This is a genomic window from Streptosporangium sp. 'caverna' (assembly GCF_003203775.1).
GTDB classification, from domain to species: Bacteria; Actinomycetota; Actinomycetes; order Streptosporangiales; family Streptosporangiaceae; genus Streptosporangium; species Streptosporangium subroseum.
The window spans coordinates 1740798-1756141 of record NZ_CP029711.1 but is presented as its reverse complement, the minus strand read 5'-3'; the positions used below and the strand labels follow the sequence as shown (position 1 = coordinate 1756141).

The following is a 15344-nucleotide window of genomic DNA, read 5'->3' as shown; positions in this document are numbered from 1 at the left end:
CCCATGACGGCTGCCTCTCGGAAAGATGTGCCGCTTGATGTGAAGGGACGCGGCCTACTGCACCGTAGCGCCACGCGCTCTCGTCCTCGCGGCGAAACAGCGGGGACTAACCCCTATTGACCAGGGCGGATAGCCCGGTTGGGGCCGTCATGGATCACGCGAGTTCCACTTTTTTCATATGATCTTGCATGGGGAACAACACTTTCTTGGGTCGTTTCGCGTGTTTCGCTCCCCTTGGCACGTAGATCTCGACACGATAGTGCACCGAAGTCAGGTCACTTACGGGAGAGACATACATGTCGCGACGCATCGTCATCGGATTTACGGTCATGGCGCTCGCCGCCACAGCGATTCCAGCCGAAGCCGACCAGGCGAGTTTACGGTTTCCCTCATCGGCGTTCCCGCTCGGCACGGGCATGGCTCCTGTCAAAAAGCAACGCAGTGTGGCTCCGGGAATTGACCTTTTCAGCGTGACACACGGCAAATCCACCCAGGGGTGGACAGTGTCGGTGATGATGCCCAATGGACACGATGCCGGCGGCCTTGCCACCGCGCAGACGCAGGCCGCGGCCGTGGAGGCCGCGGGATTCACCCCCGGCATTGTGCAGGTCATACAGCCCGCCGCGGCGGACGCCCCGGCCGTGGAGCGATACATGGTCCGGATCGGGCTGTGGACGCTCAAGCAGCGCGCCAAGGCCGACGCGATGGTGAAGGATCTCAAGGAGTACGGCATCAAGGCCAAGGCCGACTACCTCGGTGACGACGGCACGGAGACCACCGGCCCCTGGGACATGCGCGTCCTGATGGTGGACCCGAAGGTCTTCAAGGGATCCTTCAGGACCAGCGTCGGCAAGAGCGTGGCGGCACGCGAAACCGTCGGCTCCATGTCCAAGCTCACCCATGCCCTCGCCGGAGTCAACGGCGGTTTCTTCAACATCCACACGGCCAAGACCCTTCAGGGTGACCCGATGGGAGTGTCCGTGGTGGGCGGCAGGCTCCTCAGCGAGGCGGTGCCCGGCCGTACCGGCCTGGTCATCACCGAGGGACGCAAGGCCCGGATCACCGAGCTGAAGACGGCGGTCACCGCGATCTCCTCCGACGGGACGAAGACCCCGATCCAGGGCATCAACCGGGCTGCGGGCCCTGACGAGCTCGTCCTCTACACCGAGGAGTTCGGCGCCAAGACGTTGGCCGACGGGGGCATCGAGGTCGTGGTCAACGCCGCCCAGGGCAAGGTCGTCAACGTCCGCCAGGCCGGCGGCGTCGTCGCGCGCGGCAACTACGTGCTGCACGGCACGGGCCTCATGGCCCTCTGGCTCCAGGAGCACGCCCTGGAGACCTGGACGATGAAGGTGGACAACAAGGTCATTGACCTGCGGACGCAGAAGGCCGTGCCGCTCGCTCCCGACACGTACGTGATGGGGGGCGGGGTCGGGCTGGTCAGGAACGGCCGGGTACGGATCACCGCGCTGGCCGACGGGCAGGCCTCGCTCAACATGATGCTCCGCCGCCACCCGCGCACGATGGTGGGCATCACCAAGTCCGGCGGGTTGATCATGGCCACGGTCGACGGCCGCAACCCGGGTGTCACCGTGGGCGCCTCAATGGTGGAGGCGGCCCAGCTGATGCGCTGGCTGGGCGCCAAGCAGGCCATCAACTTCGACGGCGGCGGTTCGAGCGCGATGGTCATCGGGAACAAGGCCGTCAACCGGCCGTCCGACGGAGCCGAGCGGACCGTGGGCGACGGTCTGTTCGTCACCGCTCCCTGACCGTTCCCGTCTGCCTCGGCCGGATTTCAGCCGACCCCCTGTGATTCCGCGAGTCCCGGCTCGGGTGAGCCGGGACTCGTTCGTTCAGCCTGCGAACGAAGTAAGGGCCCGCACCATGCGGTGCGGGCCCTTGTGCGACACCCGCCATTCCCGTCGAGCCACCCGCTCACGCAGCTCCGCGTTCTCCGGAGCCGGGCGTTCCCGGCCATGAGAGTGCGCGTCAGAGCGATCGGTTCAACCTGGTCAGGCTCGTAGCGGCCGGAAGAACTCGCGAATCTCGGTGACCAGCTCCTCCGGCCGCTCCAATGCCGCGAAATGACCGCCCCGGTCGAACTCCGTGAACCGGGTCAGGCGGTAGCAGCGCCGCACCCACTCCTCGGGCGGCGTGAAGTTGTCCTTGGAGAAGGAGGCGAACCCGGTCGGCGTATCGACATAACCGGGCACAGACCTGCCAAGCATGCCCTCGGTGTGCATGGTCTCGTAGTACAGGCGGGTGGAGGTGGCGATGGAGTTGGTCAGCCAGTAGAGAGTGATGTCGGTGAGCAACTCGTCCTTGCTGAACACCGACTCGACGTCGCCGCCGCAGTCGCTCCACGCCTGGAACTTCTCCACGATCCACGCGGCCAGCCCGGCGGGAGAGTCGGACAGTCCCGCAGCGAGCGTGGACGGCCGGGTGCCCTGGATTTGTGCGTACCCGCCCTCCTCGGAGAAGAACTGCTCGGCCTTGGCCACAAACGCCTCTTCGGCGGGCGTGAGCGGGGCCGAGTTCTCGTCCAGCACCGGCGTCGCCCCCATCAGGTTCAGGTGGATGCCCGCCACGGTGTCACCATGGTCGCGGCCGAGGCGGCTGGTGATCTGCGCGCCCCAGTCGCCGCCCTGCGCGCCGTAGCGCGAATAGCCGAGCACCTCGGTCGTGAGCTGGTTGAACAGGGTCGCCATGGCCGTCGGGGTCATCCCGGGCGTGCCGGGATGTGGGGAGAAGCCGTAGCCGGGCAGGCTCGGCGCGACCAGGTCGAACGCGTCGGCCGGGTCCCCGCCATACGCTGCCGGGTCGGTCAACGGCCCGATGATCTTTTGCACCTCCCAGAACGAACCCGGCCAGCCGTGCGAGAACAGCAGCGGGAACGGGCGCGGCCCCACCCCCTTGGCATGCACGAAGTGCAGGGTATTGCCGTTGACCTCGGCGAGGAACTGGGGAATCGCGTTGAGTCGCTCCTCAGCCGCGCCCCAGTCGAACTCGGTGCGCCAGTACTCCAGCAGCTCGGCGAGGTAGCCGGGTGGCGTGCCGTGCGTCCAGTCCTGTCCAGACAGTGCCGGCGCGAACCGCGTTCTGGCCAGCCGCTCCCGTAGGTCGGTGAGCTGCTCGGGACTGGTTTCGCTGCGGAACGGACGTATCTTCGCCATGTGATCCTTTCCCTGGCATGCCGAAATGCCTCGTATCCGGCATGCCGACGCGCCGACGTGCGCGCGGTCCATGGGTCGCGGCCGATGCTGCGCTGGGCGGGTGCCCCCGGGCATTCCTTCGGGGACACATTCAGATTCAGGTTTACGCCGGCTGCGCGAAGTTACCCAGACCCTCGCTCTGCCTACGTCCCGGGTGACTACCACCAGCAAGAACAGGCTGACGAGCCCAATCGGGAACGCCCCGACGCAACACACTCGACCTACCAGGCCGAGACCTACCTCCGACGGTCTACTGCCCTTCGCATACGAGTATCAGCTGGTTGAGAAGAGGCAAGCCTCATCGACCCCCTACTGAAGCCGCTTTCTGGTTCTGCTGGTTGCGCTGTGTGATCGTCCCAAGGCATGCGTGAGTACGGCCGGGCCGGAGAGCATCGGGCCGGGGGGCGCCAACAGCGGATCATCCCCTCGAACGCGAAAAAAAAGGGGGGGTCCACCCCGCGGTGCCTGCCCCTCTCCCCGGCACGAAGGAACACGAAGGAACACAAAAAGGGGTCCGCGCCCCACGGGTACAACCCCCTCCCCCGGACACGAAAAAAAGGGGGTCCACGCCGCATGGCAGGACCCCCTTCCGAGTAACGCAGGTGATTCCAGGTCATGCTGGTGGGTGAACGCAGAAAAGGGCCACCCCAACATGGGGTGACCCTTTCCTGTGAAAGATTGTCCGGCGGTGACCTACTCTCCCACACCGTCCCCGGTGCAGTACCATCGGCGCTGAAGAGCTTAACTTCCGGGTTCGGAATGTAACCGGGTGTTTCCCCTTCGCCATAACCGCCGTAACCCTATTAAACAATCAACCACACGTCTTCGCCCGCTAATGCTGCCACGGGCGGCGGTGTTTGCTGTTTCAGAATCACATAGTGGACGCGGGCAACACAATCTGCATACCATGAACCGATCACGCGCTGCTCCGGACCCGGCGAGGATACAGAGCGCAGCGACAACCACATTCACACACACAGCACTGTTGCTTTGTGGTCAAGTCCTCGGCCTATTAGTACCGGTCAGCTCCACACGTTACCATGCTTCCACCTCCGGCCTATCAACCCGGTCGTCTCCCGGGGGCCTTACCCACTCACGTGGTGGGAGACCTCATCTCAAGGCGAGCTTCCCGCTTAGATGCTTTCAGCGGTTATCCCTTCCGAACGTAGCCAACCAGCCATGCTCCTGGCGGAACAACTGGCACACCAGAGGTTCGTCCGTCCCGGTCCTCTCGTACTAGGGACAGCTCCTTTCAAGTCTCCTGCGCGCGCAGCGGATAGGGACCGAACTGTCTCGCGACGTTCTAAACCCAGCTCGCGTACCGCTTTAATGGGCGAACAGCCCAACCCTTGGGACCTACTCCAGCCCCAGGATGCGACGAGCCGACATCGAGGTGCCAAACCATCCCGTCGATATGGACTCTTGGGGAAGATCAGCCTGTTATCCCCGGGGTACCTTTTAGCCGTTGAGCGACGGCGCTTCCACATGCCACCGCCGGATCACTAGTCCCAGCTTTCGCTCCTGCTCGACCCGTCGGTCTCACAGTCAAGCTCCCTTGTGCACTTACACTCGACACCTGATTACCAACCAGGCTGAGGGAACCTTTGGGCGCCTCCGTTACTCTTTAGGAGGCAACCGCCCCAGTTAAACTACCCACCAGACACTGTCCCTGATCCGGATCACGGACCGAAGTTAGACGTTCAAAACGACCAGAGTGGTATTTCACCAATGACTCCACCGCCACTAGCGTGACAGCTTCACCGTCTCCCACCTATCCTACACAAGACGTTCCAAACGCCAATGTCAAGCTGTAGTGAAGGTCCCGGGGTCTTTCCGTCCTGCTGCGCGTAACGAGCATCTTTACTCGTAGTGCAATTTCGCCGGGTCTGCGGTTGAGACAGCGGGGAAGTCGTTACGCCATTCGTGCAGGTCGGAACTTACCCGACAAGGAATTTCGCTACCTTAGGATGGTTATAGTTACCACCGCCGTTTACTGGCGCTTAAGTTCTCAGCCTCGCACACCCGAAGATGCGCTAACCGGTCCCCTTAACGTTCCAGCACCGGGCAGGCGTCAGTCCGTATACATCGTCTTACGACTTCGCACGGACCTGTGTTTTTAGTAAACAGTCGCTTCCCCCTGGCCTCTGCGACCCCCACCAGCTCACAAAGCAAGTCTGATCACCAGCGGAGGCCCCCCTTCTCCCGAAGTTACGGGGGCAATTTGCCGAGTTCCTTAACCACAGTTCACCCGATCGCCTTGGTATTCTCTACCTGACCACCTGAGTCGGTTTGGGGTACGGGCCGCCACGACACTCACTAGAGGCTTTTCTCGGCAGCATAGGATCACCCACTTCGCCACAATCGGCTCGGCATCACATCTCAGGATCAATGGACCGCGGATTTGCCTACGGTCCTCCCTACATGCTTACCCCAGGACTACCATCGCCTGGGCTGGGCTACCTTCCTGCGTCACCCCATCGCTTACCTACTACCAGTTCAGGTCAGGCGTTCGGCCTCACCCCAAACACCCCGAAGGGTGCGTGCAGGGGACTTAAGGACCCTTAGTATCACTGGATTCAGTATTGGCGCATCGTAGCGGGTACGGGAATATCAACCCGTTGTCCATCGACTACGCCTGTCGGCCTCGCCTTAGGTCCCGACTTACCCTGGGCGGATTAGCCTGGCCCAGGAACCCTTGGTCATCCGGCGCAGAAGTTTCTCACTTCTGATTCGCTACTCATGCCTGCATTCTCACTCGCACGGCCTCCACAGCTGGATCACTCCGCTGCTTCGCCGGCCGCACGACGCTCCCCTACCCATCCACACACCTAAACCACAAAGGCTCAGCTATTGTGTGAATGCCACGACTTCGGCGGTGTACTTGAGCCCCGCTACATTGTCGGCGCGGAATCACTTGACCAGTGAGCTATTACGCACTCTTTCAAGGGTGGCTGCTTCTAAGCCAACCTCCTGGTTGTCACTGCGACTCCACATCCTTTCCCACTTAGCACACGCTTAGGGGCCTTAGTCGGTGGTCTGGGCTGTTTCCCTCTCGACTACGGAGCTTATCCCCCGCAGTCTCACTGCTGCGCTCTCACTTACCGGCATTCGGAGTTTGGCTGACGTCAGTAACCTTGTCGGGCCCATTAGCCATCCAGTGCTCTACCTCCGGCAAGAAACACGCAACGCTGCACCTAAATGCATTTCGGGGAGAACCAGCTATCACGGAGTTTGATTGGCCTTTCACCCCTAAACACAGGTCATCCCCCAGGTTTTCAACCCTGGTGGGTTCGGTCCTCCACGCGGTCTTACCCGCGCTTCAACCTGCCCATGCCTAGATCACTCCGCTTCGGGTCTACAGCATGCGACTAAAGAGCGCCCTATTCAGACTCGCTTTCGCTACGGCTCCCCCACACGGGTTAACCTCGCCACACACCATAACTCGCAGGCTCATTCTTCAAAAGGCACGCAGTCACATCACAAACAAGGCAAGCCTTGTTTACGCTCCTACGGCTTGTAGGCACACGGTTTCAGGTACTATTTCACGACCCCTCACCGGGGCGCTTTTCACCTTTCCCTCACGGTACTTGTTCACTATCGGTCATCAGGGAGTATTTAGGCTTACCAGGTGGTCCTGGCAGATTCACACAGGATTTCTCGGGCCCCGTGCTACTTGGGATCCCCTCAAACAGTCAACAGGATTTCGCCTACCCGACTCTCACGGTCTACGGCGCCCCTTCCCAGAGGCTTCGACTATCCCACTGATTTCTTACTGTTCATGATCTCGGCAGAGACCATAAGAGGGTCCCACAACCCCGCCCGCGCAACGCCTGCCGGCTATCACACGCGAACGGTTTAGCCTGATCCGCTTTCGCTCACCACTACTCACGGAATCACTATTTGTTTTCTCTTCCTACGGGTACTGAGATGTTTCACTTCCCCGCGTTACCACCAGCCGCCCTATACATTCAGGCGGAGGCAACACCACATGACTGGTGCTAGGTTTCCCCATTCGGACATCCCCGGATCAAAGTCTGGTTGGCGACTCCCCGGGGCTTAACGCAGCCTCCCACGTCCTTCATCGGCTCCTGATGCCAAGGCATCCACCGTGTGCCCTAAAAAACTTGGCCACAAAGATGCTCGCGTCCACTATGCAAATCTCAAACAACAAACAGCGACCGCATCCACCCGACCACCAGACACCCACATGCAAGATGTGAGCCGATGTGATCGGAGAGCGGTCCCGCACACGAGGAACAACGGCACCCACCCGCGATCAACATCGCAGGGCAGGCATCGCAGCCGCCACCCGACGGCGGCAGCTGCGACATGGCCCGTTTCCTCAGGACCCAACAGTGTGTCCAGACCCATCTCGATTCCCTAGCCGGTCTTCCCACTCCCGCACCCCGCAAGGGGGTTCAGGCGGTACCAACCGACCCAGGCGAACCCAGATCATCCGATTAGCCAGTGCTCCACTAATGAGCGTGCCATGCGTGAGACGAACGCTCACGAACACGGCGTAGACCCCGCAGCTTCCGCTGCGCGGCCAAGTGCTCCTTAGAAAGGAGGTGATCCAGCCGCACCTTCCGGTACGGCTACCTTGTTACGACTTCGTCCCAATCGCCAGCCCCACCTTCGACCGCTCCCCCCAGCAAGCTGGTTGGGCCACGGGCTTCGGGTGTTGCCGACTTTCGTGACGTGACGGGCGGTGTGTACAAGGCCCGGGAACGTATTCACCGCAGCGTTGCTGATCTGCGATTACTAGCGACTCCGACTTCATGGGGTCGAGTTGCAGACCCCAATCCGAACTGAGACCGGCTTTTAGGGATTCGCTCCACCTTGCGGTATCGCAGCCCTCTGTACCGGCCATTGTAGCATGTTTGCAGCCCAAGACATAAGGGGCATGATGACTTGACGTCATCCCCACCTTCCTCCGAGTTGACCCCGGCAGTCTCCAATGAGTCCCCAACCACCCGAAGGTGTTGCTGGCAACATTGAACAAGGGTTGCGCTCGTTGCGGGACTTAACCCAACATCTCACGACACGAGCTGACGACAGCCATGCACCACCTGTCACCCGATCCGAAGAGGCACCCATCTCTGAGTGTTTCCGGGCAATGTCAAGCCTTGGTAAGGTTCTTCGCGTTGCGTCGAATTAAGCAACATGCTCCGCCGCTTGTGCGGGCCCCCGTCAATTCCTTTGAGTTTTAGCCTTGCGGCCGTACTCCCCAGGCGGGGCGCTTAATGCGTTAGCTACGGCGCGGAAACCGTGGAAGGTCCCCACACCTAGCGCCCAACGTTTACAGCGTGGACTACCAGGGTATCTAATCCTGTTCGCTCCCCACGCTTTCGCTCCTCAGCGTCAGGTAAGGCCCAGAGAACCGCCTTCGCCACCGGTGTTCCTCCTGATATCTGCGCATTTCACCGCTACACCAGGAATTCCGTTCTCCCCTACCTACCTCTAGCCAGCCCGTATCGAATGCAGACCTGGAGTTAAGCCCCAAGCTTTCACACCCGACGTGACAAGCCACCTACGAGCTCTTTACGCCCAATAATTCCGGACAACGCTTGCGCCCTACGTATTACCGCGGCTGCTGGCACGTAGTTAGCCGGCGCTTCTTCTGCAGGTACACGTCAACTTCGTCCCTGCTGAAAGAGGTTTACAACCCGAAGGCCGTCATCCCCCACGCGGCGTCGCTGCGTCAGGCTTTCGCCCATTGCGCAATATTCCCCACTGCTGCCTCCCGTAGGAGTCTGGGCCGTGTCTCAGTCCCAGTGTGGCCGGTCGCCCTCTCAGGCCGGCTACCCGTCGTCGCCTTGGTAGGCCGTTACCCCACCAACAAGCTGATAGGCCGCGAGTCCATCCCCAACCGAAAAGACTTTCCACACCCACCCCATGCGAGGAGGTGTCATATCCGGTATTAGACCCAGTTTCCCGGGCTTATCCCAGAGTCGGGGGCAGGTTACTCACGTGTTACTCACCCGTTCGCCGCTCGAGTACCCCGAAGGGCCTTTCCGCTCGACTTGCATGTGTTAAGCACGCCGCCAGCGTTCGTCCTGAGCCAGGATCAAACTCTCCAAACAATGTCTGAAAAAGTTCACCCCAGCTGAAAGCACCCACTTCACCCCGCACCACAGATGGCGCACGATGACAGCGGATGTATCAACCAAAGGAATCCGTCCCCCACCCCAAAGGGGTGAGATGAACGGGGTTGTGCATCATGCACTGGCTTTTAACACACTGTTGAGTTCTCAAGAAACGGACGCGTACACCCTCCGCCGACCCTGTTACGGGCCCGACGTCCGGGGCGTTCGTTCTGTTGTGCTGTGTTCCGATCTTACCAGGATCAGGCGGTTTAAGGAAAACCAGCGCTTTACACACCGTTTCCGCTTGTCCCGTCGAATCCGTTAGGATCTCGACCACCCTGTTTCCAGGGCAACCCCTCCAACTTACTCCGACACCTTGTCCTTGTCAAACTGGACTTCGGCGGGACGCACGCGTCCCAACGGAGGAAGGTGATCAGAGGGGCTCCCGAGGTCCTGGCGATCTCCGCCAACCCCCTCGGGCCTGTGAACTCTATGTATGACGTCCGCCCTCGTCAAATCAGAGACCGGACGACAGGAGACGTGTTTTCCCCTCCAGGGGTAGGGACCCGGTATGACGGACCAAAGGCCGATGCCCCGAATACTCGTCGTGCTGCTCTGCACCGCGGGTGCGGTGGTCACATTGGCGGGCATCAGAGAAGTCGGGTCGATCGTCGGCCCCACGTTGCTGGCCCTGGTGCTCGTTCTTGCGGTCTCCCCGGTGAGGACCTGGCTGCAGAGACGCGGCGCGCCCGGGTGGACGCTGGTCGCGGTCCCGCTGACCATCGTGCTGGTCGTACTTCTGGGCATGGTGGCGATCCTGACCGTCTCCATCGCGCAGATGGCCGCCCTCGCCCCCACCTACGACACCCAGTTCAACCAGCTCATCGTCGAAGCGCAGCAACTGGCCGGCCGACTCGGAATCGGCACCCAGCAGATGAACGAGGCGCTCAAGTCGTTCGACCCCGGCAAGATCTTCGAACTCGCGCAGGGGGTCGTCTCCGGACTGCTCAACGTGTTCTCCGGTCTGATCCTCATCGTCGTCCTGCTCCTGGCGATGTGCCTGGACGCACAGGCGCTTTCACGGATCCTCTCCATGGGCGCGGCTCGCAGGCCGAGGCTCATCGGCGCACTCGACAACTTCGCCCAGAAGACCCGGCGGTATCTCTTGGTCTCAACGGCGTTCGGGCTGGTCTGTTCCGCACTGGACGTGACCGCGCTCTGGCTGCTGGGTGTGCCGCTCCCTCTGCTCTGGGGAGTGCTGGCGCTGATCACCAACTACATCCCGAACATCGGTTTTGTCATCGGACTGGTCCCACCGGCCCTGCTCGGCCTGCTTGAGGGAGGACCGAGAACGATGATCTTCGTGATCATCGCCTACATGCTGATCAACTTCGTGGTGCAGTCGCTCATCCAGCCCAAGTTCCTCGGGGACGCCGTCGGACTGTCCACGACGGTGACGTTCCTGTCCCTCATTCTCTGGACCTTCATCCTCGGCCCGCTCGGCGCGCTCCTGGCCATCCCGCTCAGCCTGCTGGCCCGCACCCTGCTGGTCGACAGCGATCCCGACGGCGACTGGGCCGCTGCTCTCATCTCCGGAGCTGTCCCTCCTGACGGGGGAACGGGGCCGAGTCCCCCGCGCGTAGCCTGAGGTCATGTATCGCGAGTGGGCGCCGGCCCCGGAGATGGCCGGGCGGGTGGCCTGCCTCTGGACGCAGGAAACGACCTCGGCCGGGACACAGCCGGTCGTGCCCGACGGCTGCGTCGATCTGATCTGGGGTCCGGAGGGACCGCACGTCGCGGGGCCGGACACCGGGCCGATGCACGTCCTGATGTCCCCCGGCGACCGCTACACGGGGATCCGGTTCCGGCCGGGCAGAGTGGGCGAGGTCTTCGGCGTCCCGGTCGACGCCCTGCGTGATCTGCGGGTGCCGTTGGCCGAGCTGGGCGTGCTGACCGAGTTGACGGACGAGGCTCTCCTGGAGGCGTCGGCCGTACGGTCGGACCGGACCGAGGCAACGCGGCAGGCGCCGGCCGTGACGCCGGAGCTGATCGCCGGAACCATGCAGCGGGCGCTGGCCGTACGGCTGCGCGCGACGCCCGAACCCGACCCCGCCGCACCGGTGATCGCCGCGGCGTTGCGGGCGGGACGGAGCGTCGGAGAGGTGGCCTGGGATCTGGGGTTCGGTGAGCGGCAGCTCCACCGCCGGTCGCTGCGCTCCTTTGGGTACGGGCCCAAGGTGCTGCAGCGGGTGGTCAGATTCCAGCGTGCGCTACGGCTGGCCAGACTCGGCGTCGCACCGGCCGAGGTGGCGGTGGCCAGTGGATACGCCGATCAGGCACACCTGGCCAACGAGGTCCGGCGGCTGGCGGGCATGCCCCTGAGCAAGCTGGTCGGCCGGTCGTAGACGCCCGGGCACCTACCTCCCAGAGGGCCGCAGCCGTGGGCACCCGGACACCATCCCCGGGAACACACGAGCGTCCTGCGGCGAAGCGCGGATCCCTCATCGGCTGAGCCGCTCCGTACGGATGCGCCCTCGACGTCAGCCGTCTGATCCACCGGGGGGCGCGGGCAGCCGGGTCAGCTCGATGCCGAAGTGGTCGCGGTAGGCGGCGAGCGTCGCGGCGTCGCCGTCCAGATGCCGCTCACGGCGGTCGCCTCCCACGGTCTCGACGAGCAGCCTGTCGTTCAGCGTGATGCGTCCCCGCTCGGTGAGCAGCGAGCACACGAGCGACTGGGTGAAGTGTGACGCGGGCGAGGTCTGGTGCCACCAGCAGGTCGGCTCGAAGTCGGCCAGGACTCGTGGCCGTTGTTCGAGGCGGTATTCGAGTGCACCGTCCTTCAGCACGTCGAGATCGCCCTCGGCTGTCTCGACGACGCGGAAGGTGCCGCCGGGGTCGGGCTGGTCGGTGCGGACGTCGAGGCGGAGCGGGTGGTGGCTGAACCTGCCGAACCCGACGTCGACGAGCCAGGGGCCGGAGCCGGGACCGTTCACCCGCAGGGCGACATGGGCGAGGGGCGGGCCGAGCGAACCGCCGTCGCCGGCGACCTGGGCGGACAGCAGGGCCACCTGATAGCCCAGCGACCGGAGCAGTACGGCGAACGCGCCGTTGAGCTCGTAACAGAAACCGCCGCGGCGCCTGTCCACCACCTTCTCGACCAGGGCCTGGTCGTCGAGCACGACGGGTTCGCCGAGATGGACGCTCAGATTCTCGAACGGGACCGTCAGCAGGTGGAGCAGCTGCAGTTCGCGCAGCGACTCGGCGTCCGGCCGCGCGGGACGAGTGGCGCCGATCCGTTTCAGGTATCCGTCCATGATCCGATTCACTCACACCGCGAACCGTCCGCGCCAGCGGGAAAGTTCACGAAAACCCGGAAACGCTCGGAGAAGTGGTCGCGACCGGCGCGGCCGACCACGCGGGCCGGTCGCGCCGTCTGGGCCGGCGAAACGCGGCCGGCGTCAGACGGCCTCCATCGCCACCGCTCCGCCGCTCACCCGGGTACGGCCGTCCGGGGAGGCGATCGACACCTTCAGCGTGCTCGGCCGTCCCATGTCCACCCCCTGGATGATCGTGAACTCGGAGGAGCCGGTCCCCAGGACGCGGAGGTAACCCCCGAAGGCGGCGGCCGCGGCCCCGGTCGCGGGGTCCTCCACGACGCCCCCGACCGGGAACGGGTTGCGGGAGTGGAACCGCTCGTCGCTCTCGCGCCAGAACAGGTTCGCCGTCGTCCAGCCGTTGCGCGTCATCACCGACTTCAGCGTGTCGAAGTCGTAGCGGAGGTCGGCCAGACGTTCCCGGGACGCCGCGGCGAGCATGAGGTGTTCGACCCCGCCGAAGGCGACGTGCGGTGGGAAGGCGGGGTCGAGGTCGTCGTGCGACCAGCCGAGGACGGAGAGCACCTCGGCCACCGCCTCCTCGCTCGCGGGGCGGGAGTGGGTGGGCACGCTGGTGAGCGTGGCGTAGAGCACGTCGTCGGCGATCTCGGTGTCCACGACGATCTCGCCCGCGTTGGTGTCGAAGACCAGCCGGCCGGTCCCGAGGCGCTCGGCCAGGGCCACCGAGGTGGCGATCGTGGCGTGCCCGCAGAAGTCGACCTCCGCCGCGGGGGCGAAGTATCGGACCCGGAAGGTGCGGCTCTCGTCGTCGCGGCCGGTCACGAAGGCCGTCTCGGAGTATCCGACCTCGGCGGCGACGGCGAGCATCTCGGCATCGGAGAGCTCGCCGGCGTCAAGGACGATCCCCGCGGGATTCCCGCCCTCCGGCTCATGGGTGAAGGCGGTGTATCGCAGAATTTCCACAGTGTTCGTCACAGTCACCGGAACCTAGCACCCACTTCTCCGCGCACCCCGCCGACCTCGCGCGAAAGCGTCTCTCCGCGAGGCCGGGGTCGTCGACGGGGGCCTGTGGTGGAGGCCCTCGGATTCGGCGTAGGTCTTGGACTGGCGCGAAAGCGCCTCTCCGCGAGGCCGGGGGTATTCAGGCAGGCGTGGGGACGGAGGCCTGTGGTGGGGTCCCTTCGGGTTCGGCGTAGGCCTTGGAGACGCGGCGGCCCCAGGGCATGGCCATGGTCAGGATCGGGATGAACACGATGGAGGCCTTGGCCCAGATCACGTGGAGGCTCCCCCACTCGGCGCCCCGGTACTGGGTCATGTAGATGTAGCCGTACGCGGCCCAGAAGGAGGTCCCCATGACGGCGAGCCACGCGAAGCGGGTGGGCCGGGCGATGAGGAACGGCATGAACCACAGGAGGTACTGCGCGCCCATGCGCGGGGTGACGACCATGAAGGCGAGCAGCACGGCCATGGTGAGGTCGATCGGGTCGGCGCGGCGCCAGAGGAAGGCCACCACCACCACGGTGATGTAGATCAGCCGCGTGCCGAACGTGGCGATTCCCTGGTCGAGTGTCCACTCGCCGCCGACCAGCCAGGCGCTGTAGGTCCACTCTCCGACGATCGGGCGGACGTCCTGGATCACCCGGATGACCTCGGGGAGCTGGTCCAGCGGGGTGCCGGCGAAGATCGGCAGGGTGACCAGGAAGAAGACCGGCGCGATGCCGGTGGCCACGAACGCGACAACTCGGGCACGGAAGGTCGGAAGGAACAGGAGCATGCCGGGAATCAGCCAGATGGGCCAGCTCTTGGCGCACAGCGCCAGGCCCATCAGCAGACCGGCGAACAGCGCGCGGCGCAGGACGGGCTTCTCGTCGGGACGCGAGGCGAGAGCCTGGCGCGTCACGCCACCGGCGGATCCGACGGCGTGGCGCAGGGCGCCGACGAGGCCGTTGGCGGAGACGCTCTGTCTCACCATCGCGACCAGGTCGTTGGTCATGCCCGGCCGGTCGGGGTTCCCGGGGCCGCGGGCGACGACAAACGCGGCCACACCGAAGACCAGCGCGACCGGCTCGACCTGGCCGTGGACGGAGGCGACGAGGATGGCCACCGGGTTGCAGGCGTACTGGAAGGCGCGCAGTGACGCCTTGGAGCCTCCGGCGAGCTTGCCGACCAGCGGGATCAGCACGATGTCGGCCACCACGGTGACCAGTCGCCCGGCGATCTCCCACGGGATGCCGAGCCAGAGCAGCAGGCCATAGACGTACGGGATGGTCGGCAGGAAGTGCCAGCCGCCGTTGCTCCCGAGGACGGGGTCCTGGTGGTTGAGGATCGCCTCGCCCGCGGGCTTGAAGCTGTTGACGAAGTCGACCGGCTGCCATTCGCTCCTCGCCGAGGTGATCATGATGAGCACCCGGAAGGCGATTCCGACGGCGAGTACGACAAGAAGCGGTGGGCGCCAGCCTTTCCATTGGGCAACCAGAGCGAGCACGACACCTGTGACGAGGACGCACCCCGTGAGAATTGCGTAGTCCATGACGGTCACCAGCCTGCCGGAAGTTGTGACCGACCAGCTACTCGGTCTTCAAAAAGAGACCAGTCTCCTAGCTTTTGTCGCTCAGAGCACTTCCGCGATGACGTTGAGCGATGGCGCCTTCCGAAGGGGTGCCGCGGACGCGTGCGCCGATCCGTTCCGGCGACGTCCGAGGCTGTGCCCC

At 64.0% G+C, this 15344-nt stretch carries 8 protein-coding genes and 3 rRNA genes; 3 read left to right on the top strand and 8 right to left on the bottom strand.

Annotated elements, in window-relative coordinates:
* Positions 1 to 154: 154 nt before the first annotated feature.
* On the bottom strand, positions 155 to 523 hold the full coding sequence (locus DKM19_RS51530) for a hypothetical protein (protein WP_239514138.1): 369 nt from the start codon (positions 521 to 523) through the stop codon (positions 155 to 157).
* Between DKM19_RS51530 and DKM19_RS07875 the strand changes: the two genes are divergently transcribed.
* Positions 513 to 1769 (top strand): phosphodiester glycosidase family protein, encoded by a 1257-nt coding sequence (locus tag DKM19_RS07875; RefSeq protein WP_239514137.1) that lies wholly within the window; start codon positions 513 to 515, stop codon positions 1767 to 1769. The genes DKM19_RS51530 and DKM19_RS07875 overlap by 11 nt on opposite strands.
* Before the next feature lie 243 nt (positions 1770 to 2012).
* Here the strand turns inward: DKM19_RS07875 and DKM19_RS07870 are convergent, their stop codons facing one another.
* The 4 genes from DKM19_RS07870 to DKM19_RS07855 form a co-directional block, all read right to left on the bottom strand.
* Positions 2013 to 3173 carry an epoxide hydrolase family protein gene (locus tag DKM19_RS07870; protein WP_110695125.1) on the bottom strand — a complete coding sequence of 387 codons (1161 nt, stop codon included), beginning with the start codon at positions 3171 to 3173 and terminating at the stop codon, positions 2013 to 2015.
* Between the two features lie 719 nt (positions 3174 to 3892).
* Positions 3893 to 4009 (bottom strand): 5S ribosomal RNA (gene rrf, locus DKM19_RS07865).
* A gap of 195 nt (positions 4010 to 4204) precedes the next feature.
* Positions 4205 to 7342 (bottom strand): 23S ribosomal RNA (locus DKM19_RS07860).
* 431 nt (positions 7343 to 7773) lie between these two features.
* Positions 7774 to 9295, bottom strand: a 16S ribosomal RNA gene (locus DKM19_RS07855).
* Together the 16S, 23S and 5S rRNA genes form the textbook arrangement of a ribosomal RNA operon.
* A 574-nt stretch (positions 9296 to 9869) precedes the next feature.
* Here DKM19_RS07855 and DKM19_RS07850 point away from each other — a divergent pair.
* On the top strand, positions 9870 to 10946 hold the full coding sequence (locus DKM19_RS07850; RefSeq protein ID WP_110695124.1) for an AI-2E family transporter: 1077 nt from the start codon (positions 9870 to 9872) through the stop codon (positions 10944 to 10946).
* 4 nt (positions 10947 to 10950) lie between these two features.
* Positions 10951 to 11703 (top strand): DUF6597 domain-containing transcriptional factor, encoded by a 753-nt coding sequence (locus DKM19_RS07845; protein ID WP_110695123.1) that lies wholly within the window; start codon positions 10951 to 10953, stop codon positions 11701 to 11703.
* Between the two features lie 135 nt (positions 11704 to 11838).
* Here DKM19_RS07845 and DKM19_RS07840 read toward each other — a convergent pair whose 3' ends face one another.
* From DKM19_RS07840 to DKM19_RS07830, 3 genes are all read right to left on the bottom strand, one after another.
* A complete protein-coding gene (locus DKM19_RS07840; RefSeq protein WP_110695122.1) occupies positions 11839 to 12612 on the bottom strand; it encodes an arylamine N-acetyltransferase in 774 nt (257 codons plus the stop codon).
* Between the two features lie 144 nt (positions 12613 to 12756).
* On the bottom strand, positions 12757 to 13596 hold the full coding sequence (locus DKM19_RS07835) for a PhzF family phenazine biosynthesis protein (RefSeq protein ID WP_239514136.1): 840 nt from the start codon (positions 13594 to 13596) through the stop codon (positions 12757 to 12759).
* 178 nt (positions 13597 to 13774) lie between these two features.
* Complete coding sequence (locus DKM19_RS07830) at positions 13775 to 15163, bottom strand: hypothetical protein (protein ID WP_110705548.1); 1389 nt, start codon at positions 15161 to 15163, stop codon at positions 13775 to 13777.
* Positions 15164 to 15344 lie beyond the last annotated feature (181 nt).

Coding starts and splice junctions, on each gene's coding strand:
- DKM19_RS07875 (WP_239514137.1), top strand. CDS start 513: ATGATGCCCAATGGACACGATGCCGGCGGCCTTGCCACCGCGCAGACG.
- DKM19_RS07870 (WP_110695125.1), bottom strand. CDS start 3,173: ATGGCGAAGATACGTCCGTTCCGCAGCGAAACCAGTCCCGAGCAGCTC.
- DKM19_RS07850 (WP_110695124.1), top strand. CDS start 9,870: ATGACGGACCAAAGGCCGATGCCCCGAATACTCGTCGTGCTGCTCTGC.
- DKM19_RS07845 (WP_110695123.1), top strand. CDS start 10,951: ATGTATCGCGAGTGGGCGCCGGCCCCGGAGATGGCCGGGCGGGTGGCC.
- DKM19_RS07840 (WP_110695122.1), bottom strand. CDS start 12,612: ATGGACGGATACCTGAAACGGATCGGCGCCACTCGTCCCGCGCGGCCG.
- DKM19_RS07830 (WP_110705548.1), bottom strand. CDS start 15,163: ATGGACTACGCAATTCTCACGGGGTGCGTCCTCGTCACAGGTGTCGTG.